The 24,430-nt window shown below is 66.5% G+C and carries 15 protein-coding genes and 1 tRNA gene; 6 read left to right on the top strand and 10 right to left on the bottom strand.

What is annotated here, in order from left to right; all coding sequences use genetic code 11:
• Positions 1-14 precede the first annotated feature (14 nt).
• Genes ACGVWT_RS03580 through ACGVWT_RS03570 form a run of 3 tightly spaced genes read left to right on the top strand, consistent with a single transcriptional unit; the run spans position 15 to position 6,288 of the window.
• The gene (locus ACGVWT_RS03580; protein WP_315460537.1) at positions 15-1,301 is read left to right on the top strand and encodes an MFS transporter; all 1,287 of its coding nucleotides are present in this window, start codon (positions 15-17) and stop codon (positions 1,299-1,301) included.
• Positions 1,298-5,101, top strand: a complete 3,804-nt coding sequence (locus ACGVWT_RS03575; protein WP_315460538.1) for a LamG-like jellyroll fold domain-containing protein — start codon at positions 1,298-1,300, stop codon at positions 5,099-5,101. The genes ACGVWT_RS03580 and ACGVWT_RS03575 overlap by 4 nt, the downstream gene beginning before the upstream one ends.
• A complete protein-coding gene (locus ACGVWT_RS03570; protein ID WP_315460539.1) occupies positions 5,098-6,288 on the top strand; it encodes a DUF885 family protein in 1,191 nt (396 codons plus the stop codon). Before ACGVWT_RS03575 ends, ACGVWT_RS03570 begins: the two co-directional genes overlap by 4 nt.
• A gap of 19 nt (positions 6,289-6,307) precedes the next feature.
• Here ACGVWT_RS03570 and ACGVWT_RS03565 read toward each other — a convergent pair whose 3' ends face one another.
• Together ACGVWT_RS03565 and ACGVWT_RS03560 are read right to left on the bottom strand one after the other, a co-directional pair.
• Complete coding sequence (locus ACGVWT_RS03565) at positions 6,308-7,912, bottom strand: family 43 glycosylhydrolase (RefSeq protein WP_315460540.1); 1,605 nt, start codon at positions 7,910-7,912, stop codon at positions 6,308-6,310.
• Positions 7,913-8,045: 133 nt separating this feature from the next.
• Positions 8,046-11,624, bottom strand: coding sequence for a TonB-dependent receptor domain-containing protein (locus ACGVWT_RS03560; RefSeq protein ID WP_315460541.1), 3,579 nt, complete (start codon positions 11,622-11,624; stop codon positions 8,046-8,048).
• Between the two features lie 493 nt (positions 11,625-12,117).
• Between ACGVWT_RS03560 and pelA the strand changes: the two genes are divergently transcribed.
• Positions 12,118-13,359, top strand: coding sequence for a pectate lyase (gene pelA, locus ACGVWT_RS03555; protein ID WP_315460542.1), 1,242 nt, complete (start codon positions 12,118-12,120; stop codon positions 13,357-13,359).
• A 177-nt stretch (positions 13,360-13,536) separates the two neighbouring features.
• A complete protein-coding gene (locus ACGVWT_RS03550; protein WP_315460543.1) occupies positions 13,537-14,433 on the top strand; it encodes a DMT family transporter in 897 nt (298 codons plus the stop codon).
• 153 nt (positions 14,434-14,586) lie between these two features.
• Here the strand turns inward: ACGVWT_RS03550 and ACGVWT_RS03545 are convergent, their stop codons facing one another.
• The 3 genes from ACGVWT_RS03545 to ACGVWT_RS03535 form a co-directional block, all read right to left on the bottom strand.
• Positions 14,587-15,327, bottom strand: a complete 741-nt coding sequence (locus ACGVWT_RS03545; RefSeq protein WP_315460544.1) for an SDR family oxidoreductase — start codon at positions 15,325-15,327, stop codon at positions 14,587-14,589.
• A gap of 145 nt (positions 15,328-15,472) precedes the next feature.
• Positions 15,473-17,716, bottom strand: coding sequence for a TonB-dependent receptor (locus ACGVWT_RS03540; protein WP_315460545.1), 2,244 nt, complete (start codon positions 17,714-17,716; stop codon positions 15,473-15,475).
• Between the two features lie 558 nt (positions 17,717-18,274).
• A tRNA-Ser gene (locus ACGVWT_RS03535) sits at positions 18,275-18,365 on the bottom strand.
• Between the two features lie 86 nt (positions 18,366-18,451).
• Here ACGVWT_RS03535 and ACGVWT_RS03530 point away from each other — a divergent pair.
• Complete coding sequence (locus ACGVWT_RS03530; RefSeq protein WP_315460546.1) at positions 18,452-19,306, top strand: peptidylprolyl isomerase; 855 nt, start codon at positions 18,452-18,454, stop codon at positions 19,304-19,306.
• 147 nt (positions 19,307-19,453) lie between these two features.
• Here ACGVWT_RS03530 and ACGVWT_RS03525 read toward each other — a convergent pair whose 3' ends face one another.
• The 5 genes from ACGVWT_RS03525 to ACGVWT_RS03505 form a co-directional block, all read right to left on the bottom strand.
• Positions 19,454-20,041, bottom strand: a complete 588-nt coding sequence (locus ACGVWT_RS03525) for an ABC-type transport auxiliary lipoprotein family protein (RefSeq protein WP_315460547.1) — start codon at positions 20,039-20,041, stop codon at positions 19,454-19,456.
• A gap of 4 nt (positions 20,042-20,045) precedes the next feature.
• Positions 20,046-21,008, bottom strand: coding sequence for an MlaD family protein (locus ACGVWT_RS03520; RefSeq protein WP_017979885.1), 963 nt, complete (start codon positions 21,006-21,008; stop codon positions 20,046-20,048).
• A complete protein-coding gene (locus ACGVWT_RS03515; protein ID WP_018250648.1) occupies positions 21,008-21,904 on the bottom strand; it encodes an ABC transporter ATP-binding protein in 897 nt (298 codons plus the stop codon). The genes ACGVWT_RS03520 and ACGVWT_RS03515 overlap by 1 nt, the downstream gene beginning before the upstream one ends.
• The gene (locus tag ACGVWT_RS03510) at positions 21,904-23,010 is read right to left on the bottom strand and encodes an ABC transporter permease (protein WP_116460633.1); all 1,107 of its coding nucleotides are present in this window, start codon (positions 23,008-23,010) and stop codon (positions 21,904-21,906) included. The genes ACGVWT_RS03515 and ACGVWT_RS03510 overlap by 1 nt, the downstream gene beginning before the upstream one ends.
• Before the next feature lie 123 nt (positions 23,011-23,133).
• Positions 23,134-24,399: a DUF445 domain-containing protein gene (locus ACGVWT_RS03505; protein WP_315460548.1), complete on the bottom strand. Its 1,266-nt coding sequence runs from the start codon at positions 24,397-24,399 to the stop codon at positions 23,134-23,136.
• Between the last annotated feature and the right edge of the window lie 31 nt (positions 24,400-24,430).

Genomic DNA, 24,430 nt, shown 5'->3' with positions numbered 1-24,430 from the left:
GGAGAGACAGACCGATGGCAACGATCGAAGCGCCGGAGGTCACGGCCGCGCCCGCCACCGTCGGGCGCTATCGCTGGGTGATCTGCGGCTTGCTGTTCGCGGCGACCGCGATCAACTATGTCGACCGCCAGATGATCGGGGTGCTGAAGCCGACGATCTCGGCCGAACTCGGCTGGTCGGAGACGACCTATGCCGACGTCATCTTCTGGTTTCAGGCCGCCTATGCGATCGGCTATCTGAGCTTCGGTCGGATCGTCGACGCCGTCGGCGCGCGGATCGGCTATTCGATCGCCTTCGTCATCTGGACGCTCGGTCATACGCTGTGCGGCTTCGTCGGCTCAGCGTTCCAATTCTCGGTGGCGCGCTTCATTCTAGGCATCGGCGAAAGCGGCAACTTCCCTGCGGGCCTGAAATCGGTGACCGAATGGTTCCCCGCCAAGGAGCGCGCGCTCGCGACCGGCATCTTCAACGCCGGCGCCAATGTCGGCGCGGTGGTGACGCCGCTGATCGTGCCGGTCATCACGCTCGCCTTCGGCTGGCGGATGGCGTTCATCGTGACGGGTGCCGTCAGCCTGTTGTGGCTGGTCGCCTGGATCGCGCTGTACCGCCGCCCGCGCGAAAGCACGAAAGTGTCCGCGGCCGAGCTCGCCTATATCGAAAGCGATCCCGCCGACCCGGTCCAGAAGATCGGCTGGCTGAAACTGCTCGGCTATCGCGAGACTTGGGCTTATGCGCTCGGCAAGTTCCTGATCGATCCCATCTGGTGGCTGTTCCTCTTCTGGACGCCCGATTTCCTCGCCAAGACCTATCACCTCGACCTCGTCAGCTTCGGGCCGCCGCTGGTCGTCATCTATCTGATTTCCGACTTCGGCAGCATCGCGGGCGGCTGGTCGTCGTCGCGGCTGATGAAGCGGGGCTTCACCGCCAATGCGGCGCGCAAATGGACGATGTTCGCCTGCGCGCTGCTGGTGACGCCGATCTTCTTCGCGCAATATGTCGACCATCTGTGGCTGGCGGTCGCGATCGTCGGCCTCGCCACCGCGGCGCATCAGGCCTTCTCGGCCAACCTCTACACCATCCCATCGGACATGTTCCCGCGGGCGGCGGTCGGATCGGTGGTTGGCATCGGCGGCACGGTCGGGGCAATCGGCGGCATGATGATGGCGAAATTCACCGGCTACATCCTGCAGACGACGGGCAGCTACACGATCATCTTCGCGGTGGCGGGTAGCGTCTATCTGGCCGCGGTCGGCGTCGTCCATCTGCTCAGCCCACGCCTCGCGCGGGTCGACGCGTTGTGAGGGGCGGCAGGCGTTCGCTGACCTCCGCGCTCGCGCTGGCGACCGCTGCCCTCGCGGCGGCCACGGCGCAGGCGCAGGAGACATCGCCCGGCCTGCTGTTCCACGCGCCGCTCGACACCGGCTTCGACGCGACGGTCGCGCACGGGGAAGCGGTGCCGAACTTCCGCGCCAACGTGCGTATCGTGCCCGACGGCGCGATCGGCGGCGCGGCGCATTGGGCGGACGATGGCTATGTCGCGTGGCGAGCGCCGGGCAACATGCGCGGGACACGCGGCACCCTCTCCTTCTTCTGGCGCGCGCGTGAACCGCTGGGCGAGGCGCCGTTCGTGATCTTTCGCGCCGGCTTCGCCGATCACACCAGCTGGGACATGGCGTTCCTGCGTATCGACTGGAACGGGCACGGCTTCGACGCCTTCGTGACTGACACGAACCTGTCGCGCATCCGCGTGTCGTGGCGCATGCCGACCATCCCCGACGCAAAGGCGTGGCAGCATATCGCCTTCGCCTGGGACGAGACCAAGGGCGTGACGCTCTACGTCGATGGCAAGGAGGTCGCGCGCAAGGATCAGACCGCCGACCTCGACACCGGCCTCGACCAGTTCGGCCTCGCGGGGCGCGTGCTGGCGCCGCATCAGGTGCAGAGCCGCTATAATTTCATGCGCGGGTCCGATGTCGACGATATCCGCGTCTATGACCGGATGCTGTCGGCCGCCAATATCACCGCACTGGCGGCGAAGGCGGAAGCAGGCCCCCTGCCCCCCGCCGATCCGCAAGGGGAGCGGCAGGCGTGGCTGCACCGCTACGGCTGGGACAAAAGCTTGCCGCCGGTGCTCGACGCGCCGGTCACCCGCGTGCGCAAGGTCGAGTTTGCGGATGCGAAGGACCTAAAGGAATGGATGTGGAAGGGGGTCGACGGCATCGCCGAGACGACCTGGCCCGGCGTCTACAACCGGTCGCGCCTGCCGGGTCGCGACGATTATTTCGAGCTGCCCGACTGGAACGTCTATGTCGAGGGCGGCAAGCGGTACGACCTGACCGTGCCGGCGGGCGAGCGGTTCAATCGCGTCGAACTGCGCGGTGCGGCCTATGGCCGCCTCAGCTGGACGGGTGACGGCAAGGACATGGTGCTCGCCACCCGACCGAAGGGGGTGGTGCGCAGCGTCGATCAGTTCGCCCCCCGTACCGGCGGCACACTGCACTTCACCAACGTGATGCAGGAACAGCCGATCCAGGAGCTGTGGGCCTATGACATCGGCGCCGGCGCCGAACCGGCGGGCAGCTTCAAGCTGGACTATACGATCCGGGCCGACATGGCGCCGACGCTGGCGGCGCTGGCGCCGCTCAACGGCTTCATCGCCGGCCGCTACGCCCCCAACGAGCGGGCGACGGTCGTCGCGATGCCGACGGCCGGAGTGAAGGCCGCGGTCGGCGCCGGCGCGGCGGGCGGTGGCGGCACCGTGGCACGCCCCGCCGGCATGGCGCCGATCGTCCATGTACTGATCCCGGCGAGCCTGGGCGATGCACTGCCCGACCAGCCGGTCGCCCGCGCCTTCGATTACGGTTGGCAGAATCTGCGCGACGGGCTGGACGGCATCGCGATCGACCTGCCCGCGCTGCCCGGCACCAAGCCGGTTGCGCTCGACATCCGCGTCAAGGATCCGATCTGGCCCGAGCGCGACATGATCGACCTGTCGGTCACCGTACCGCCAGGGCAGAAGCGCACGCTGTGGCTCGACCTGCGCGATCGCATCCTGCCCAACGACAGCCTGTATCTGTCGATCGCCGCGTCCGACCCCGCCTTCTCCGCCAAAAGCCTCGACGGCGCGCGCATCCGATTGGTGTTTAAGCCCCGTGCGCAGGCGATCACCGAACATGTCGCGGACCGCTTCAACCAGGTAAAGGACAATTGGGCCTTCCTGGTCGAGGAACATACCGCATCGAAGCGCATGGCGCTGTATCGCCGCCTGTTCGCCGACATCACCGACCTGCTGCGGGTCGATCCGGACCATAAGGAGGCGCAGGCCTATTGGGCGGATATCGACTATCGCCCCGAAAACCTGCCGTCCTTTACCCAGCCGGTCCCGACCAAAGGCGAGCCACTGTGGGCGTTCCGCCAGCTCGAGGACCTGAAATACGTCCGCCGCTTCGTCGACTGGTGGATCGATCACCGCCAGGTCCCCTATGGCGACTTCGGCGGCGGCATTTCGGACGACACCGACCTGACGCAGCAATGGCCGGGCCTGGCGCTGATGGGGGTCGAGCCCGACAAGGTGAATGCCTCGCTGCGCGCGCTGTCCGATGCGGTCTTCACCAACGGCATGCGCGTCAACGGCCTGGGCTATATCACCACCGACGAGCTCCACGCCTATGAGGAGGGGCTGAACTCCGACGCCGAACGCCTGTACCTCAACTGGGGCGAGCCCAAGGCGGTCGAACGGCTGATGGAAACGACGCGTGCGTTGCAGGGCGTGATCCTGAAGAACCCCGCCGGGCACCTGCATTTCGCCTCCAGCTGGTACGGCGGGCGCAAGATGTATCGCGACGCGCCGTGGGCGTGGCAGAAGCCCTATGCCTTCACCGTCATGCACGCGCCGATCCTGATCGGTCTGTACAACGGCAATCCCGCCGCCCGCGGGCTGGTGACCGGCGTGATCGACGGCTGGATGGCGCACGGCAAGCAGGATGCGAAGGGCGTCTGGACCTATCCCAACGAAATCCTCTGGGACAGCGACGCCGAGCGGGCCGGTGACGGCGGCGGCATCTCGACGCCGTTGCAGAGTGCGTGGAGCGCGTGGCGCTTTACCGGCGATGCCAAATACCTCCGCCCGTTGACGAGCCGCATCGCTAAGTCGGGACCGGCAGCGCTGGCCGAAATGAACGAAAATGCCTTCGCGGTCCTGCCCGAAGGCACGAGCTATCGCGACGCCATCGCCGCGGCGGCAAAGGACGATCCGTTCGCGCTCTACACGCGCTGGGATGCGACGGGGGACGTGATCGCGCTCGAACGGCTGCATGCCGACGCCATCGCCGACAAGGCGCGGCACGAATACATGTACACCGAAGGCCATTGGTGGTCCGACCGCGTCGAACAGCCCAATGAAATTCTGCAACGCGAACGGCTAGGCGGGATCGCGCTGCGCCGGAACCAGACGTGGCCGGGCAATACGGTGTCGTGGCGCTTTGCCGAGGCCGACGCCGCCGGCGACGTCGCGATCCTGATGCCGAACGCGACGCCGGACCACTTCCGCGTCATCGCCTACAACCGCACCGATCGCGTGCAGCGGGCGGAGATGACGACATGGAACGTCACCGCAGGCCAGTGGACGATGCAACGCGCGACGAGCAGCGACGGCGGCAAGACGCTAGTCTCCGATGGCGGCGCAACCACGCTGCCGCTCGAACGCAGCCTCGGCACCACCATCGCCTTCGCGCCGCACACCACCACCGTCTATGACTTTACGCTCGCCAAGCCGATCGCGCCCGTCGAGCAGCGTCCCGATATCGGCATCGGCCGCGACGACGTGGTGCGCAACGGCCGCGGCCTGACGGTGACCGTCCACAGTCTTGGCGCACAGCCGACGACCGGCGGCACGCTGACCGTACGCGGCGCCGACGGCGCGGTGCTGGCAACATCGGCGATCCCGCCGCTCGCCGCGCCGACCGATCTGCGTCCCCGCACCGCCACGATCCGCATCGCGGCTTCGCCGACCACAGCGACGAGCGTCGAAATCACCCTGCCCAACGACGCGCCCGAGGTGACGCGACTGAACAACCGGGTGGTGCTGGACGCCGCGCGATGATGCGGCGGCGGCAGGTCCTCGCTGCGCTCGGCACGGGAGCAGCCTCCGCCCTTGCCGCGCCGGTCTTCGCCCGAACGGACGACGACCAGACGATCGGCGCCGCGCTCGACACGGCGGCGACGCTGCCGACCGCTCAAGCGCTGGACCTGCTCGGCCCGCTATCCGCGGCTGGCGCAAGCACCGGCCGCCGCCTCGACCTGCAAGCCGCCCGCGCCGGCCTTGCGATCGACGCCGCCCTGACGAACGCGAGCGATGCGGCGACGCGCTTTTCGTTGCAGACGCAGCGGGTCGCGGGCAACGATGCGCGGCTGGATATCGTCGCGCGCGACCTCGCCGCCGCCAAAGCCTCGCTGGAAGCGCGCGCGGCGCGCCTGTTCGACCGGCTGGGCATCGCGGGTGGCACGACGGGGGCCCGGTTCGAGGCGCTGTGGCGCGACCCGCGCTGGCTGTTCGCCGACGATGCCGCCGGGCGCGACGCCGCGGTGGCGGCCATGCGCGCGACGCTGGCGACGATCCGCCCGCAAATGCCCCGCCTGATCGGGCCGCTGCCCGCGGCATGCCTGTCGGTCGATGTCCGGCCGCTCGACCCGGCCGAGATCGCCGCCGGTAAGGGCGGCTATCGCATCCTTCCTGCCACGGGCGTGCAGGGCCTGTACGTCGTCGATCTCAAGGACATCCGGCGCCGCCCGCGCGTTTCCTTGCCCAGCGTCGTCGCGCATGAGCTTCTGCCCGGCCATATGGCGCAGATGCCGCTGGAGGCGCTCGCCCACCCCCATCCGTTGCGGCTCCGCTATGCAGCCGGCTTCAGCGAGGGCTGGGGCGTCTATGCCGAAATGCTGATGGCCGATGCCGGCCTATTCAGCGATCCCGCCGCCATGCTGGGGCACATCCACTGGATGCTGTTCCGGGTAACCCGCGGCCTTGCCGACATTGATCTGCATGTGCGGGGAGTCGACACGGACCGCGCGGCGGCCCGGATACGCGAGAGCCTTGGCGAATCCGTCTATTTTGCCCCCATCGATCGCGACGTGGTGCGGATCACCAGCGACCCGGGATTGCGCGCCGCGGAGGCGTGGGTGCCCCTGCGCATCACTGCCGCGCGCCCGCGCGCGCGCCATCGGTGGCCGCAGTTCCATACCCCCCTGCTCGCCTTCGGCCGGCGAAGGACCGAGCAGATCGCAGGATAAGGGCGGTCGCGCGCGAGCGTTACAGCGCGCGGAACCGGAAATCGCGGAAGCGCGCTTCGCCCGCGCCGGCCGAATACAGCCCCGGCCGCAGCATCAGGAAACCGCCGCGAACATTGTGGTGGTAGCCGGACACCTCCATCCCCCGATCGAACCGCTGCCAAGTGGCACCGCCGTCTCCCGACGTGTGGATCGCCACGATGTGCCGTGTGTTGGCGATGCGGATCAGCATGCGGCATCCGTGTGGGTTGGCGGGGCGCCCGCGTTCATTGCCATATTGGTGGGTGACGAAGCGTTTTTCGTCGAAGCCGAGCCCGCAATAGAGCTTGTCGTCGTAGAACAGGATCAGACCCGCCGTACCACCCGGCGAAATCTCCACATCGCACTGGAATTCGTATGCCTGATCGCCAGCGGTCAACAGCAACGGCGCGGAATTGACGGGTGCCGTGCCACGTGCCGCCAGATGCAGCGTGCCTGCGTCGACCCGCACCCGCGCGTGTTCGGAGGGGCCGGGACGGAAGAAATTCCAGTGCGCGCCGAGCGCCAGCGGCCGGGTAAAATCGTCCGACAGCGGCTGCCCGTGCGGACCGCCCTCACCGCCTTTCGGTTTGGGCAGCGGCTTCGACAGGTCGCCGCCCAGCATGCGGAACCAGCCGTCGTCGGTCCAGCGTACGGGATCGAGCAGCACCTGCCGTCCCAGCGTCCAAAATCCGTTTTCATAGCCGTGATACACCGACCACCAGCTGCCGTCGGGCCCCTCGACGAGGCTGGCATGGCCGCGGGACCACCATGTCTCGTCGTTGGAGACGGTGCGGACGACGGGGTTGCCCCGATCGTTGACCCAGGGGCCGTGGATCGAGCGCGATCGCGCGACGATCACCATATGCCCCGTCGGCGGTCCGGCGGTGCCGCCGACCGCGGTGATCATGTAGAACCAGTCGCCGTGGCGATGAATCTTGGGGCCTTCGGGGCTGAAGCCCTCGACGTCCCAATCGTCGGGGTAACGCCAGGGATCGTAAACATGCTCGACCGATCCGACCGTCGACAGGCCGTCGTCCGCCAGGCGGATCCGGTCGCCGCCGGACAGGAACAGCCAGCGCGAACCATCTTCGCCCACCGCGTGGCAGGGATCGATATGGTCGTGCAGGCCGAGGCTGATCGGGTCGGACCATGGGCCATCGATATGATCAGCGTGGATGACGTAGATGTCGTTCCGGGGACTCGCCTTGACCGGGATGTACAGAAGGTAGCGGCCGGCATGCTTGTCGAGACTGACCGCCCAGACCGACCCGATGTTGCGGGTCAGCGCCGCCGTCCGCGGGCGCCAATTGACCAGGTCGCGGCTGTGCCAGATCGTCAGGCCGGGGTAGCTGTCGAAGCTGGAAAAGGTCATGTAATAATCCGCGCCGTCCTTCAGGATCGCGGGATCGGGCCGGTCGCCGCCGATCAGCGGATTGAGGAAGCGACCATCGCCGAGATCGGCGATCCGCTGCCCTTCGTACCCGCGGCGCCAGGGCGAACGTCTGGCTGCCGCACCGGCTCCGGCGGCCGGAGTGGCGGGAATCAGAGCGCCGCCGCCGGCCAGCGCGGCAAGACCGAAGGCATCGCGCCGATTATACTCGGTCATGCAGCGTCTCGGATCGGGCGGCGGAGCGACACGTCATACCGTTGCATTGGCACGCCTTTTTCCAAAGAAAGCGACTCCGCATACCGTTACTGGTACACGAAGCCGAAGTCGCCCCCGGGGAGATGGGGGAAGATCAGAAGCTGAAGCGTGCGCCCAGACGATAGACGCGGCCCGAGCTGCCATATTGCGACACCGCCTCCTGCCCGGAATAGGCGTAGCGATTGCTGGTCTGGTTGGTCAGGTTCAGCCCCTCAGCCGAAATCGACAGTCCCTTCATCAGGTTGATGTTGAGCGAGGCATCGACGTTGGTCGTCGCCCGGCTGTAGGCGAAGTCGTTGATCAACGGGCTGTCGCAGCCGACGCTTTCGACGCTGCCACCGCCGACGGTGATCAGGCCCGGGCTGCACGATCCCGCCGCCAACGGATAGGTCGTGCTGTAGCCCGCCCGCTGCGCCAGCGACACGCGGGCGCGGAACCCCTTGGTCTCGTAGAACAGGGTCGCGTTGATCGCGTCCGGCGACACCCCGAGGAACGGGCCCTTGCCCAGCAGCTGCGGCCGGATCGTCACGCCGGCCCCGGACACCGCGCCCGGATCGAGAATGTAGTTCAGCTCCGACTTGATGTGCGTGTAGTTGAACAGCACGCCGAAGTTGCGGAATACCCACGGCAGGAACGTGAGGTTCTGCTGGAAGTTGATCTCTATGCCTTTGATGTAACCCCCCGGCGCATCGCGATACTGGCGGGCGATGAAGGGATTGTTGTTGTCGAGATAGGCGAGCTGATTGACATTGGTATATTGCGCGCGGATCGCGGCGCGCGTCGCATCGTCGACAAATTGCGACAGCGGCGCCGCGAACAGCACCGTCTGCGGGAAATTCTCGACGTCTTTCTTGAACACCGCGACCGAGAACAGGCTGCTGCGCGTAAAATACCATTCGGCGCTGAGGTCGATGTTGGTCGATCGGAACGGCGCGAGCTTGGGATTGCCGATGGTGAACGAAGCACCCTGATTGTCGCCGTTGCTCGGGATCGAGATCGAGGTGATCGTGGGGGACAGATTGCCCAGCAGCGGGCGCGCCATCACCTTCGACGCGCCGATCCGCAGGATGAGGTTGTGGACGATCTCGTAATTGAGGTTCATCGACGGCAGCCAGTCGGTATAGCTGTTCCGCCCGATGATCGGGCGCCCGGCCTGCGACGTCCCGGTCGACGTCACGTCGGTGAAGGCGACGCGCGTGCCCGCATTGCCGCGCAGCGATCGGCCGAAAATCTCCGTGTTGAAATCGAACTGGAGGTAGAGCCCCTTGTCATATTCGTCGACGCCATAGGTCGCCGACCCGCCGTTGCGCTTGGTGGTCAGACGCCAGTCGCCATATTTGTTGATGCAATCGCACTGGAAGCCGAGCAGGTCGTTGAATTTGGCAAGGTCGGGCACGAGGAAACGCGACACGGTGCCTGCTGGCGTCTGCAGACCTTGGCCGAACGACACGATCTTGCTGTTCGCCGCGGTGGTCGACCCCGCCTCCAGCAGCGTCGGGTTGAGCGTATCAAGGTTGCGCTCGCCCTGCGACGTGAAGAAACCGAAGCGTCGCAGCGTACCGCCGAAGCCGATGTTGAACTGATCGTTGATCCGCCAATCGAAGTCGGCGCGCATTGCCTGATAGGTGTTGCTGACGTAGCGTTCGTAGTGGCGGATCGCCGAAAAGCCCTTCACCGTCGTCCAGTTCGCCGGATCGGCGACGTCGAACCCGAAGTCGAGCAACGGCATGTCGCCGTGTGCGCGATCATCGTACACGAAGTTCTGGGGCGAGTCCATGCGATTGAATTCGACGAGCAGCCCGGTGCTGTAGTTTACCGACTTCGACCGGCCGTAGATGGCGGTCATCTTGAAATTGTCGGTAAATTCCTGATCCAGGCGGAACGTGCCCTGCCAGAACTTGGTCGTATATTCCGAATAATCGACCGCCGATCGCATATCGACGTTACGCAGGACCAGATAATCGGCCAGCCCGTTCGTCACATTCGCGTCCAGGACGTCGACGCTCGGCCGACCGATCAGTTGGCCGCGATAGGCAAGGCCGTTGCTCGACGGAATATACCCGACCGAATTCGGATTGTTGTAATAGTCATACGGGTCGAGATTATAGGGGTTGGTCGAGAAGATATTGGCATTGCTGGGGTTGGTCGCGCCCGGCACCACCGCCGCAGTGCCGAGGACCGAGGATACCAATTGCCCTTGCGCGTTGAGCGCCGTGGCGAACGCCGGCTTCGTTCCGTACAGCGACTGGCCGCAATCCTGTGACACGGCGATGTCGCTGCCTGCCGCCGGCGTGCACAGCCCCGGATAGGCCGCGCGTGCCGCCGCCGGCGTCAGCCGCCCCGCGGCCGTATTGTAAGCGGCGCTGGTATTGTTGCGATTGAGCCCGACCGGAGAGAGCTGGTCGTTTTCGCTGCTGTTGTGGAATCGCGAATACAGGCCGTCGATCGAGATGCGCGTCTTGTCGGTCACGTCCCATTGATAGGCCGCGGTCAGGCCCAGGCGCTGGTTGCGCACGACCTGATGCGTCAGCGACGGCAGAGCGGGAATCCGCACCGTCGAATCGTCGAACCGCCCCGGCGTATTGTACGGCGCGCCCGGATAGAGCTTGGCATAGGCCGTCGGGTCCGATCCCGTCTGGAAGGCCGTTGCGTCGGGATTGGCATAATTGATCGCGCCGACCGGCGCCGCAAAGCCGGCGCGTTGCGGCGTGCCTTCGCCGACGAACTGGCTGCTGCGGTACAGATAGTCCGAGGCGCCGACGCCGCGGTTATATTGGTCGATAATATTGTCGGTTCTGTTGTACGCGCCCGACACGAGCAGCCCCATCCTCTTGTCCGCCCCGAAGCGGAACGAGGCGAGCCCGGCAAGGCGCGGATTGGCCTTCTTGCTGTTCTCATTATAGCTGGCGGTCGCCGATCCGCCGATGCGCGTCCCCTTGAAATCGAAGGGTTTGCCCGTCTCCAGATCGATCGTCGCGCCAAGCGAGCCTTCGTCGGTTTCCGCCGACGCGCTTTTCTGCACCTTCAGCGCGCTGAACAATTCGGAGGCGAAGGTCGAGTAATCGAAACTGCGGCTGCGGTTGGGGCTGGTGCCCGAATCGTTTGATCCCGCCGTGGACAGCGCCTCGATCCCGTTAAGGCGCGTGCGGTTGAAATCGCCGCCCAGGCCGCGAACGGTGATGCCGCGCCCTTCGCCGTTGTCGCGATCGATCGACACGCCGGGCAGGCGCTGGAGCGACTCCGCCAGATTGGCGTCCGGAAAATCGGCAATATCCTGTGCGTTGATCGCATCGATCTGCACGTCCGAATAGCGCTTCTGGTTGAGTGAATTCTGGATCGATCCGCGGAAGCCGGTGATGACGATATCCTGGGTCGGATCGAAATTGTCGGCGTGCGCGCCCTTCTGGCCACCGACGGTCGCTGCCGTATGCGTGACCTTCGCCGCAGTCTCGTGAGCGCCCGACGCCTTGCCGTCGGCATGGGTCGGTGCGGGAGTGCCGCTGGTCGCGACCGGACCGGCCTGTTGCGCCGGGGCGATCGGGGTGGCCTGTCCCTGCGCCGATCCGGCAAACAGGCTGGCAAGCGACAGCGCGCCCAGCGACGCCCCGAGTTTGAGGAAGGGCATGGTCGAGCAGGTCATCATCTTCTCCCAGGATATGGCCGGCGACCTCATGGGACCCGGCCTTGTCGACGTGCGTCCGGCGCGGGGCCGCAGCCCCGTCACCGGTCAGATATGTGCGTGAGGGACGCGCCGTGCGGGTGCCGGTGCAATTGCGATTCGCACGCGCTCGAAACGGGCGGCGTAACGCGTCACCGCAGCTAAAAAGCGTTTGTTACCGGTGTCATAGCAAGTTGTTTTCGGCCTGAAGGGCGATGCGGAGAGTGGAGAGGCCGTCGCCCCGGCCGCGGCATCTTGCGGCCCGCGCCACGCATGACGTAACAACTTAAGCCTCTGTAGTTTCGTCATACTATCTGTCATCGCCCCCTCCTTGCCAATGGTCCCGTCGAACTCTGATGGCAGGGGTGAAGCTATTCATTTCGGAGAAAGTCGCAAGCGTTTATTGTCACCGGTGTCATTGACTGGCACGATGCTTCGCACAGACACAAAAGTTGGAGAGGATCGCGCGATGAAGGGCTTTGTTCTGGCGTGTGTGTTGACCACATTCATGGCCCCGGCAGCCGCGACGGTGATCGGGCATATGGCGGCGCCCCCGTCCCTGACCATCGACCGACTGGGCGCCCTGCCCCCCGCGCAGCGGAACGCCTGGGCAGACTATATCGCGCGCTCGACCGCCGCGATGGCGCGCGACAAAGCAGCTTTGGCCGCCGAACGGCAGGGCCTCGCCGCGATTCCGGCGGCGCCCCCTGAAGGCAAGATCAAGACCATGCCGCTCGATCGCGAACCGGCCTGGTATGCCGGCGACGCCGCGCGCGCGATCGCCGACAATATCGTCAGCTTCCAGACACCCACCGGCGGCTGGGGCAAGAATCAGGATCGCAGTGCTCCGGCCCGCGTCCGTGGCCAGATGTACATCCCCTTCGACAGCAAGGCCGGCGCGCATGCGGCCGCCGATCTTGCGGGCGGCTGGGGCTTCGTGGGCACGATCGATAACGATGCGACGACGACCGAACTCGCCTTTCTGGCGCGCGCGCAGGCCGGGCGGCCGGGCGCTGACGGCGCGCGGTATCGCACCGCCTTCGTCGAGGGCATCCGCTATCTGTTGCAGGCGCAGCAGCCATCGGGCGGCTGGCCGCAGGTCTATCCGTTGCAGGGCGGCTATCACGACGCGCTGACGCTGAACGACGATGCCATGCTGCGGGCGACCGCGCTGCTGCAGCGTACCGCGGCCGGGACCGGCGACTATGGCTTCGTGCCGCCAGCGTTGCGCATCGCCGCGCGAGAGGCCGCGGCGCGTGCGGTGGCGACGCTGCTCGCGACCCAGGTGGTCGCGAACGGACGGCGCACGATCTGGGCGCAACAATACGACCCGCTCACGCTCCGCCCGGTCGGCGCACGCAATTTCGAACCGATCGCGCTCGCCACCGCCGAAAGCGCCGCGGTGCTGCGCTTTCTGATGGAGGAACCCGACCCATCGCCGGCGATGCGCGAGGCAATCACGTCCGGCGCCGTCTGGTTCGCCGCCCATGGCATCGAAAACCATGCCTGGACGGATGCTACCACGCCGGGTGGCAGGCGGCTGATCGATCAGCCCGGCGCCAGGACGTTATGGGCGCGCTTCTATGACCCCACCACCGAACGCCCGGTATTCGGCGATCGCGACCGGTCGATCCACGACGACGTCAACGACATCAGCCTAGAGCGCCGCAACGGCTACGCATGGTTCAACACCACCGGCGCAAACGTCGCGGCGGCCTATGCGAAATGGCGCCGCCGCTATGGCAGCTGAGCTGGAGCGCTAGTGGCGGCGCTTGCCCCCCCGCTGGTTCATGGCCACGACCAATGATTGACTGGAGGATCGGCTCACCCTGCGCGACGGCGGCGCGTTTCCGGCCGGCACCAGCGTAGGTCGCTTGATCGCGCTCCGCCTATCGCCAAAAGGCGCGCATTGCGGCACCGAGCCGCGATGAACCGTCTCGCATTTTTGGCCCTCACGCTGGCAGGGCTCGCCTGGGGGCTTGGCTTTCCCCTCGGCAAATTAGCCCTGCGCGAAATCGACCCGGCGCATATGGTGCTGCTCCGCTTCATTGTCGCCAGCATCGTCGCTGCCCCCTTCGCCCTCGCCACGAAGGCGGCACGAGCGCTGTTCCGTTCGCCACCGGTGCTGCTGGCGGGCGCGCTGTACGGATTGGCGTTCGTCGTCCAATTCGAGGGGCTGGCTGGAGTCACCGTCACGCTGGCTGCCCTGCTGGTCGGAGCGATGCCCGCACTGATCGCGGTCTCGGCGTATCTGATGGGCGAACGCGTCACGCGCGCCTCGTGGATCGGGGTCGTCGCGGCGACGGGTGGCGCGGCTTTGATCGCGGGCAAGCCGGGCGGTGCCGGCACCGCGATCGGCATCGCGCTTTCGCTGGCGTCGCTCCTGATCTTCCTGGCGTGGCTGCTGGCGCTAAAGCGCGTGCCTGCGACCCGATCGGCGATGACGGTGCCTGCCGTCACATTGGTGGTAGCGACGCTCACCGTGCTACCCATCGCTCTGCTGCTCCATGGCGCGCCACCGCTCGCGCTCAGCCCGGTCGCGTGGAGCGGGATCGTTGGGCAGGGTCTCCTCTCCACCTTCCTCGCCACCGCCGCGTGGCAATATGGCGCGGCTCGCGTCGATAGCGCCCGTGCAGGCGTGTTCATCAACATCGAGCCGTTGGTTGGTGCCACGCTGGGCATCGGCCTGTTCGGTGATCCGGTGGGATGGCCAGTCCTACTTGGCGGAATGCTGATTGTGCTCGGCAGCATCGTCGTCGTTCGCGGCGAGCGACCTAATGCCAGTCACGCAGCGGACGCTACGCATGGCCTGTCGATGGACTAATCCTGTCGGCCCAACTGCTGCGCTGCCGCCCACCGGCGGCGCGGTCTCGCGAGGAGGGGCACGGCCACCGCGGCAGCATCTGTCAGAACAAGACATCGAACAAGGCCTCCCGCCTTTCGGATCGGGAACGGCCAACGAAACGAGGATCGTTGGCTACAGCATGATGAGGCCGCCATCGACGGCATATTGGCTACCCGTGACATAGGAGGCCTCGTCCGACAGGAGGAACAGCGCGACGGCTGCGGCTTCGTCCGCTGTGCCCGCGCGACCGAGCGGGACCTGTCCGACGACGAAATCCTCGAAACCACGCTTTGCGTTATCCGGCAGGAAGTGGCGAAAATTGGTGTCGATCGGTCCCGGCACGACGACGTTCACGCGAATGCCGCGCGGCGACAGCGCGGTTGCCCAAGACCGCGCCATCGCAATCAGGGCGCCCTTGGTGGCCGCGTACAGACCTGTCGCGGCCGCCCCCTCATAGGTGGACGACGAGGAGGTCACGACGATCGATGCCCCACGCGTCAGGTGCTCGGACAGGGCGGCAAGTTGCAGCATCGGTCCGCGCACGTTGGCGGCCATCATGCGGTCGAAGGCGTCGGCGTCGACCTCTTCCGGCGCACCGAGCGCGGCATAGCCGGCGTTGAGCCATAGTCCGTCCAGCCCGCCTGCATCCTTCGCCGCCTCGACCAGCATGGCGACGCTGGAAGGATCGGCGGCATCATTGGCGAGAACCCGGCCGCGATCACCGAGAGCGCTGCGTGACCGGTCGATACGATCCGGATCGAGCCCCGTGACGATGACGCGTCCACCCTCCCGGACGATGCGCGTCGCCCCGGCCAGCCCCATGCCACTCGTTCCGCCCGTGATGAGGACGCGCTTGTTGTCGAACCTTGCCATTGAGCGATTCTAGCAGAAGCCACCCTTCCCTGCATCTGGCCGTCTCGCACGCGGATGGCGGTCGAGACGGCCGAGTTCTTCCAATGGGGTGGGCATATAAAAAACCGTCCCTCGGTCGCGCGCTATGCGACCGAGGGCATCGGCGTCAGAATGCCGCGCGCAGGCCCACCGCCACCGCACGTCCGGGCAAAGGGGCCCGCAGGCGGAGGAAGGAGTTGTGCAACCGCGCCTCTGCGTTCGTTAGATTGGCGACGTCGACAAACGCCTCGTACCGGGCCGCGGTGCCGAAGCTATAGGCGACATGGGCATCGACCAATGTAAAGCCGTTCGAGATCGGCTCGCCCTTCGCGACATCGGCCTGCCGCAGATAGCGTACCGCGCCGATCGACGCGCGCCACGCGCCGCTTTCCCAGTCGAGATCGCCACCATAGCGCGACATCGGTGTGCGCGGAAGATAATCGCCGTCGAGCCGCTGCCGATAATATTGCCGATCCAGGGCAGCGGTCGAACCACTGTCGAACGGGCTATAGCCATCCGGCAGGGTGAAGATCGGGTGGACCTGCACATAATCGCCGAAGCCGTGCAGCGCGAATCGTCCGACGCGCGTGGTCGCCCGGAACGTCGCCTCCCCCTCGATACCGCGGAAGCGGGTATCGCCCTGTCGCCATTCGCGTACCGGCAGGGTCCGCGACACGCCGGTGTTGCCGAGATAGATATAGTCCACGAACTTGGTGCTGTAAGCGGACACGGAGGCGGACAGCCAGGATGTGTCGATCCCGCCGCCGACTTCGACCGTCTCAGCGCGCTCCTTGCGCAATCGGGCGTCTCCCTGCTCCTCGGTCAGGATCGAGAAATGGTTGCCGTTGGCGTAAAGCTCGTTGATCCCCGGCGCCCGCTCCGCATGCGACCAACGCCCCCGCAGATACAGCGAACTGAACAGCGCCAGACGCGCACCGACATCGCCGCTCAGCAGATGGAAATCGGCATCGCGGGCATAGGCCGCCCCCTGCCCGCGGCCTGCGCGCACGCTGGCCTCGTCGAGATCATAGCGCACCCTGTCATATCGGATGCCCCCGCTGAGCGTCAGCGGCGACAGAATTAATTGTTCGGCTAGGAATGCCGATCGCTCCGCCGTGGCGACGCTGGGGAGGTAGGAGGTCGTCTCGGCGGTACGCAGGGTGCGATCGGCGATCTGCCCGCCGATCGATCCGCTCAGGGGGCCGAGCGGACGGTGGGTGATCTCGACCCGCATCTCGTCACCACTGCCGTCGAACCGGCTCCAATCGCGATCGGGCACGCGTTCGCGGTCCCGTGACCGGACATGCGCCGCGCGCAGCGTTACCGTCGCGACACCCGGCAGCGGATCGTACAATGCACCCTTCAGGTCGAAGCGTGTCTGCCCCACGGTCACGCCGATCGGGCTGGCGCCGGTTCTGGACGATGTGATGAGGGCGAAGCCGGGCACGCCATAGCTATTGTCGTACCGGCCGATCGACAGGCCCAGAAAGCCGCCATCGACGATGATGCTGCCGCCCGCCGTGACGGCGGTGGTTCGGATTGCGCTATTGGGCAGGCGCCCGTCCGCGTCGCCGGTGGGATCGAGGTTCGTGATGATCTGCCCCGACAGCGGCGTCGCATCGACATAGCGTTTGACCGTAGCGTCATACACATAGGTCGGCCGTGCCAATCGAACCTGGCACAGCGCCTGAAGCCCGGTGTTCGAGACGAGCGACGACCACGTCCGGCACGTATCGGCTTTCGCCAGGCCCGGTATCGCCTGATCCCCCTGATACCGATACAGGCCATCGAGGTGCCACGCGAACGCACCACGTCCACCGTCGAGGCGCGTCATGCTGGTTACGCCGACATTGTCGCCGCTGCGAACTTCGGCCCGGCCGGTGGGCCCGCCGCCATGTCGCTGCGTCGGTATACGACCGTCGATCACGTTCACGACGCCCCCGATCGCGCCGCCGCCATAGGGGACTGCGGCGCTGCCCCTGAGCAGCTCGATCCGGTCGGCGAGGAACGGTTCCACCGCCGCGGCATGTTCCGCCCCTATTCCGGAGGCATCCTGTGTCGGCAGACCGTCGACCAGGATCGCGACCCGGCCGCCGGTCTGGCCCCGGATCGTCGGGCGGCCGACCGCCGGGCCGAAATAGTCATTCTGCACGCCAGGCACCCGCGACACGGTCTCGCCCAGCGTCGGTGCGCGGCGCCGTTCGAGTTCCGCGCCGTCGACCGTCGCGCCCGACGCGCTCGACAGACGTTGGGCGGCGGAAGAATCATCGCGCTGTCCCTCTACGACGATCGTGGACGCCGCCTTGTTGGGCTCGGGCGGTACGGCAGCAGGTCCTGCGGCAACCGCCAGCAGGATGAAATTCGGTAGCATCAACGCCTAGTCCCCCTTTGAATGAGGGCGCTCACTGCAATGTTATACCATATCACGCAACCGTTACTGCTAACATCGCTCGTGCGGCAGCCTGACCCTGCGAAAACCGCCTCGCAGGCGCTTGGACGCCCAAGCTTGGCCTATTCGATCGGTGATGGCCTGCCCCGCTCTTCACCGCCGGAGAACGAGATACCACTCTGTCTCGAACAGCCGGCGTGATCGGCAATGGGAGAGATGCATGTCGCTCGACATGGCAGACACGATGATACGCATGCCACGCACGCAAGAGCGCCCGACGGCAGGCTCAGAACGGCGTGGCACCGGCCGCCAATGGCCCACAATCATCATCGGCACGGGTTTCGCCGGTATCGGCTGCCCAACTCGGTCAGAGCCTTCAGCGCCGAAGCTTGCCCCTCCGGCGGCTTGCCCCACAGCCGAGCCTACTGGTGAGCATGGATTGGGGTGGATCGCCGCAAACGTTAGCGAACGCAAAAACGTCTGATTTCTGCGGTTTAGTGTCAGCTATGGGATGATCAACCAAGCCGGAAATGGCTGAAATGGCGGAGCGGGAGGGATTCGAACCCTCGATACGCTTTTGGCGTATACTCACTTTCCAGGCGAGCGCCTTCGACCACTCGGCCACCGCTCCGCATGTCCTGGAAGGGGGCGCCTAGCCTGTCCGTCGGCGCGCTGCAAGTGATTGCGCGTGGCCGTGGGTTGCGTCAGTCTGCCGCCATGATCCTGAGCCTGCTTCTCGCCGCCGCGCCGCTCCAGGCGACGCCCCCCGCCCCGGCCGCAACGCCCGCCGATCCGATCGAGGCCGATTGGCGGACGATCCCCGATGACGAACTGCTGGTGATGACGCTCGCCAACGGCAAGCAGGTCGTCATCCGGCTCGCGCCGCGGTTCGCGCCCGCGCATGTCGGCAATGTCCGCACGCTCGCGCACGCGCACTGGTGGGACGATGCCAGCGTCTATCGCGTGCAGGAAAATTGGGTCGCGCAATGGGGCGATGCGACCGAAAAGAAGCCGCTGCCCGCCGGCGTGACCGACCAGCCGGCGGCAGAATTTGAGATTGCGGCGTTCGACCCCGCGGTGCGGATGACGCGGGCCGATCCCTATTCGACCGCATCCGGGATCACCGCGGACGGCTGGCCGGTCGCGACCAACGGGCGGCAGGCGTGGCTGACGCATTGCTATGGCATGGTCGGCGTCGCACGCGATGCGTTGCCGAGCACCGGATCGGGGGCAGAGCTGTTCACCCCGATCGGCCAGTCGGCGCGGCGACTGGACCGCAACTATACCGTCGTCGGGCGGATCGTGGAGGGCATGGGCTATCTGTCCGGCCTGCCGCGCAGCGATGCGCCGATGGGGGTCTATGCGACGCCGGGCGAGCGTACCGGCATCGTGTCGGTACGGCTGGCGAGCGACATGCCGGCCGCGCAGCGGCCGCACTTCCAATATCGTGCGGCGGACAATCCCCGCTTCGCCGCGGCGGTCGCCCGGCGCGAGAACCCCGACGCGCCGATGGTCAGCCTGGGCGGGGCAGCAGTGTGCGATGTACTGCCGGCGGTGCGTCGCCGGCCGTAAGCCCGGGGGGCGTTAGGCTCGACGGGACCCACGTCAGGCGGTTACCCGGGAAATCCCGGCCTGCGCTGGGATGACGTTCGTATTGTTTGGCGGGGGGCATACCGCCGTCCCCGCACCTGCCAAACCGGGAGCGATGCCCCCCCAGGATCAGTTCGCTGCGACCCAGGTCGCGACTTCGCCAGCGACCCGATTGGCGGCGTTGCTGAGCGCGGGTCCGGCATTGGCCGCATCGATCGCGCCGATCGGTACGTGCGCCTCGAAGCGGCGCTTGACGACATTGTCCTTGCCCGCCGGCGTCAGCGCCGCGTCATAGACCACCACGGCCTCGCGCCGGGTCGCGTCGAGGCCGAAGCGACGCAGTTCGCCCGCCAGCGTCGCGGACGGATCGGCGATCGACTGGACCGATGACAGCACGACCATGTTGGTGCGCGCGGTGACGGTGTCGGCCAGCATTCGTGCGAACAGGCGCGCGGGCGGCTCGGCCCATTGCGCGTTCTTGACATAGGCGAGGCTGGTCGGCGTCTCTTCGACCGGCACGCGCGTCACCGCGATCGCGGCGGGCGTCGTCGGCACCTGGATCACGATCGAGCGGGCGTTGGCCGAATTCTCGACCTTGCCGACCGCCGGCATCGCCGCCTCTTCCAGCGTCAGCAGCGAGGGCGGCGGCTTGGCGCCGAAGCTAATGCAGCCGGCGAGCGGCAGGGCCGCGGCGAGAAGGAGAAGTCTGGTCTTCATGATCTCACTTGCCCTTGTAATCGGGGAGCTTCTGCTGGCCGATCAGCGATCCTGCCCCACCCTGATCGACCTTGTCGGCGATCGAGGACAGCGCGGTCGCGGTGACGCGCAGGTCGCGCACCAGACGGTTGGCTTCCGGAATCGTCTGCTTCGAGAAGGTCTGCAGGCCCGGCCGCGCATCCTGGATTGCCGAGTTGAGCGTCTCCGCGCTCTGCTTGGCCGCAGCGATCGTCTGGTTGAGGTTGGCGAGCGTCGGCTTCACGTCCTCCGCCAGCACGCCGTTCGTCGTATCGGCGAGCTTGCCGATCGACTGTGCGGCATCGCCCGCCTGCTGGATCGCGATGCGGGTTTGCGCCAGCGTCGCCGCAATCTCCGGCCCGCGATCGGCGAGCGCATCGGTCAGGCGGTTGGTATTGTCGAGGATACCCGCGATCGAGGCCTGATTGCGGTCGGTGAGCAGGCCGGTCAGCCGCTCGGTCAGCGTCGAGAGGCGCTCGAGCAGCTGCGGCGCGCTGTTCAGGATCGCGCCGATGCCACCCTGCTTGGTCGGAATGACCGGCACGCCATAGGGGCATTGCGTCGGATCGGGCCGTTCGGGGCAGACGATCGGCGGCGCACCCTTGCGCGCGCCATCCAGTGCGACGGTGCTGGTGCCGGTGAAGCTGCCCTGGATCGTCGCGGTCGTACCCTGCAGGATCGGCGTATCCTCGTTGAGCGAAACGCGCACGCGCACGAACTGGGGATCGGGCTTCCACAGCGCAATCTTCTTCACCTGCCCCGTGGGGACGCCCGAATAGGTGACGGTCGATCCGGTCGCCAATCCGTCGACGGATTGTTTGAAAAAGATGTCGTATTCATGCGTCTTCGCGCCGCCGAGACGGGCGATCCAGACGGTGAAGATCGCAAGCACGGCGAGCAGGATCAGTACGACCGCGCCGACGATCACATGGTTGGAACGGGTTTCCATCAGTCGCTTCTCGCCTGTTCGGCCGGTTCGGTCGCTGCGGCGGGACTTGCCGCGAGTTGGTTGGTCTTCACTTCAGTGGGGTGATCGCGCGCATTCGCCTCTTGCGTGGCGATCGCGGCGCGGCCGCGCGGGCCCTTGAAATATTCCTGGATCCAGGGGTGATCGAGCGCGAGCAGTTCGTCGATCGTCCCAACCGCGATCACCTTCTTGTCCGCCAGCACCGCGACCCGGTCGCAGATCGCGTACAGCGTATCGAGATCGTGGGTGATCAGGAACACGGTCAGCCCCAGCGTCTTCTGGAGCGATTGGGTGAGATCGTCGAACGCCGCGGCGCCGATCGGGTCGAGACCCGCCGTCGGTTCGTCGAGGAACAGCAGTTCGGGATCAAGCGCCAGCGCCCGCGCAAGGCCGGCGCGCTTCTTCATGCCACCCGACAGTTCGGCCGGATATTTGGGCCCGGCATCGGGCTTCAGGCCGGTCATCACAACCTTGTACGCGGCGATTTCCGCCATCAGTGCGGGGTTCAGGTCGCGATAGAATTCGCGCAGCGGCACCTGGACGTTCTCGGCGACGGTCAGTGTCGAGAAGAGCGCGCCGCCCTGGAACAGCACGCCCCAGCGCTTGCGAATATTGGTAGCCTCGGTCTCCTCGCGGCCGATCGTGGGTTCGCCGAAGACGGTGATCTCGCCCTCGACCGGCGTCTGCAACCCGATGATCGAGCGCATCAGCACCGACTTGCCGGTGCCCGATCCGCCGACCACGCCCAGAATCTCGCCGCGCCGCACGTCGAGGTCGAGCCCGTCGTGGATCACCGAATCGCCAAAGGCATTCTTCAGGCCGCGGACCTGGATGACATGCTCGCCGTCGTCGCCGGGGGCGGTGTTGCGCTGCGCCATCAGTTCCACCCCACCCAGGTGAAGAACACCGCGAAGAAGGCGTCGAGCACGATGACGAGGAAGATCGCCTGCACCACCGCCGACGTGGTGCGCAGGCCGACCTGCTCCGCATCCGATTCGACCAGCATGCCCTGGAAACAACCGGCGATCGCGATGATCGCCCCGAACACCGGCGCCTTGATCAGGCCGATGTACAGATCGGTGATCGGCACGACTTCGCGGATACGCTGGATGAACGTGACCGGCGGAATGTCGAGCGAAGCCCAGGCCAGCAGGCAGCCGCCCATGATCGCGATCAGCGACGAATAGAAGCCGAGCAGGGGCATCAGCAGCACCGCCGCGATCGTGCGCGGCAGCACCAACGCTTCCATCGGCGAAACACCGATCGTGCGCATCGCGTCGATCTCTTCGGTCAGCTTCATCGTGCCGAGCTGCGCCGCGAAGGCCGATCCCGAGCGACCCGCCACCATGATCGCGGTCATCAGCACGCCGAGTTCGCGCAAGGTCAGGCGCCCGACGAGGTTGATCGTGAACACCTCCGCACCGAATTGTCGGAGCTGCACTGCGCCCTGTTGCGCGATGACGATGCCGATCAGGAAACTCATCAGCCCCACGATCGCCAGCGCCTGCACGCCGACCACCTCGAACCGGTGAACGGTCGCGTTGAAGCGGAAGCGGCTGGGGTGGCGCACCACGTTGACGAACGCGATCGTCGTCGCGCCCAGGAAGCCGAGCAGGCCGTACAGGGTGCGGAAGGTGATGACGACCGCATCGCCCATCTCGCCCAGCAGACGGACGAAGGCATTCGACGGGCGCTGCGGCAGCGCGACCGGCTGGTCTGCGGCGACGACATGGTCGAGCAGATAGCGCCCGCCCTCGTCCAGGCCATCGATCTGGGCGTCGTGGCGGGCGGCGAAGCGGTGGATCACCCAGGCGCCGACCGTATCGATCCGCCCGACATCGCTGAGATCGATACGCGAAACCGGTCCTGCGACGCCATCGAGTCGTTCGGGCAGCGTACCGATGGTACGCAGCAGCAGATCGCCGGAAAAGCGCAGCGTTCCGCCGCTATCCTGCTGGAAGTCCGGTGAGCCGCTCATCGCCATGGCTTGTGCGGCAAGTTGCCCTAAACGGCAAGGCGTTTCGCAGGTGCGACGGCCCACGGCGGGACGGTCGGCGTGTTCAGCCCCGGTTCGATCAATCGCCGCGCCCCGAATGCGCGACACCGGTCACAGCAGAACGTCGACGCTGTGGATGACGAGACCGACGAGTCCGCCCACCAGCGTCCCGTTGATGCGGATATATTGCAGATCGCGGCCGACGGCATTTTCCAACCGGCTGGTGATCGTGCGCGTATCCCAGCCACGGACGGTTTGCGACACGAGCGCGACGATGCCCTCGCCATAATCCGCGGCGATGCCCACGACGGTGCGTCGGACGAAGCGATTGATCGTACGCGCCAAGCGCGGATCGCTGGTCAGCGTTTGCCCGAGCTGGCGCAGCAGGTCGCCGATCTGACCCTGCATCGCGCCTTCGGGGTCGCGGGCGATGCGCAACAGGCCGGCACGCGCCGACTCCCACAGGCCGTCCATCCAGCGCTGCATCGCGGGATTGGCGATCAGCTCGACCTTCATCGCCTCGACCTTCTCCTGCGTCTCGGGATCGAATTGCAGGTCCCAGGCGAGACGATCCAGCCCCTCCTCGACCTTCAGGCGCAACGGATGCTGCGGGTCTTCGGCCATGTCGACGATCAGCCGGTCGAGACCGTCGATCAATTTGTCCGCGACGGTTTCGTCGAGCCCCGTCCAGCGCAGGATCGATCCCGCACGGTCATGCACCATCTGGCGGATCAGATGTTCGTTGGCGGCCAGCGCCTTGGCGCTCCAGCGGATGGCGCCGTCGAGCAGCGGGGCATGGCGGTTGTCGGCAACCGTGGCGGTGAGGATCCGGCCCAGGATGGGCGACACATCGGTCTCGCGCAGCCGCGCGGCGATCCCCGCCTTCACCATGCCGCCCAGCCGCTGCGGATCGAGGCCGTCGAGCACCTGCGCCACCAGCTTCGACGCACCCCGGCGGAACCGCCCCCCCGCCCCTTCCGGCGGATCGGTCAACCAGCGGGCGATCGCTGTCGCGACATCGACGCGGCGCATCTGGCGCGCGATAATGGCGGGCAGCAGGAAGTTGGTGCGCAGGAAGATCGCGAGCGTGTCGCCGATCCGATCCTTGTTGCGCGGCACGATCGCCGTGTGCGGGATCGGCAACCCCAGCGGATGGCGGAACAGTGCGGTAACGGCAAACCAGTCGGCCAGGCCGCCGACCATCGCCGCCTCGCTGAACGCCTGCACGAACCCCGCCCAGGGGTAGATGGGCGCATAATGCCGGCTGACGAGGAAGATCGCGGCCATCGCCAACAGCAGCCCACCCGCGATCCGCCGCATCCTGACGAGGGCTGGCGGGGCCGCCTCGCCGGCGCGGATACGGGGAACGGACGTCATCGGCGAAACAATCCCCGAAAGCCGGGGAAGT

It is taken from the genome of Sphingomonas sp. S6, assembly GCF_043498045.1.
Lineage (GTDB): Bacteria > Pseudomonadota > Alphaproteobacteria > Sphingomonadales > Sphingomonadaceae > Sphingomonas.
Note: the sequence above shows the minus strand (reverse complement) of the source record. Positions and strands in the feature narration are given on the sequence as shown.

Excerpts from the sequence above, each read along its gene's own strand:
- ACGVWT_RS03580 (WP_315460537.1), top strand. The coding sequence starts at position 15 with ATGGCAACGATCGAAGCGCCGGAGGTCACGGCCGCGCCCGCCACCGTC.
- ACGVWT_RS03570 (WP_315460539.1), top strand. The coding sequence starts at position 5,098 with ATGATGCGGCGGCGGCAGGTCCTCGCTGCGCTCGGCACGGGAGCAGCC.
- ACGVWT_RS03565 (WP_315460540.1), bottom strand. The coding sequence starts at position 7,912 with ATGACCGAGTATAATCGGCGCGATGCCTTCGGTCTTGCCGCGCTGGCC.
- ACGVWT_RS03560 (WP_315460541.1), bottom strand. The coding sequence starts at position 11,624 with ATGAGGTCGCCGGCCATATCCTGGGAGAAGATGATGACCTGCTCGACC.
- pelA (WP_315460542.1), top strand. The coding sequence starts at position 12,118 with ATGGCCCCGGCAGCCGCGACGGTGATCGGGCATATGGCGGCGCCCCCG.
- ACGVWT_RS03550 (WP_315460543.1), top strand. The coding sequence starts at position 13,537 with ATGAACCGTCTCGCATTTTTGGCCCTCACGCTGGCAGGGCTCGCCTGG.
- ACGVWT_RS03545 (WP_315460544.1), bottom strand. The coding sequence starts at position 15,327 with ATGGCAAGGTTCGACAACAAGCGCGTCCTCATCACGGGCGGAACGAGT.
- ACGVWT_RS03540 (WP_315460545.1), bottom strand. The coding sequence starts at position 17,716 with ATGCTACCGAATTTCATCCTGCTGGCGGTTGCCGCAGGACCTGCTGCC.
- ACGVWT_RS03530 (WP_315460546.1), top strand. The coding sequence starts at position 18,452 with ATGATCCTGAGCCTGCTTCTCGCCGCCGCGCCGCTCCAGGCGACGCCC.
- ACGVWT_RS03525 (WP_315460547.1), bottom strand. The coding sequence starts at position 20,041 with ATGAAGACCAGACTTCTCCTTCTCGCCGCGGCCCTGCCGCTCGCCGGC.
- ACGVWT_RS03520 (WP_017979885.1), bottom strand. The coding sequence starts at position 21,008 with ATGGAAACCCGTTCCAACCATGTGATCGTCGGCGCGGTCGTACTGATC.
- ACGVWT_RS03515 (WP_018250648.1), bottom strand. The coding sequence starts at position 21,904 with ATGGCGCAGCGCAACACCGCCCCCGGCGACGACGGCGAGCATGTCATC.
- ACGVWT_RS03510 (WP_116460633.1), bottom strand. The coding sequence starts at position 23,010 with ATGGCGATGAGCGGCTCACCGGACTTCCAGCAGGATAGCGGCGGAACG.
- ACGVWT_RS03505 (WP_315460548.1), bottom strand. The coding sequence starts at position 24,399 with ATGACGTCCGTTCCCCGTATCCGCGCCGGCGAGGCGGCCCCGCCAGCC.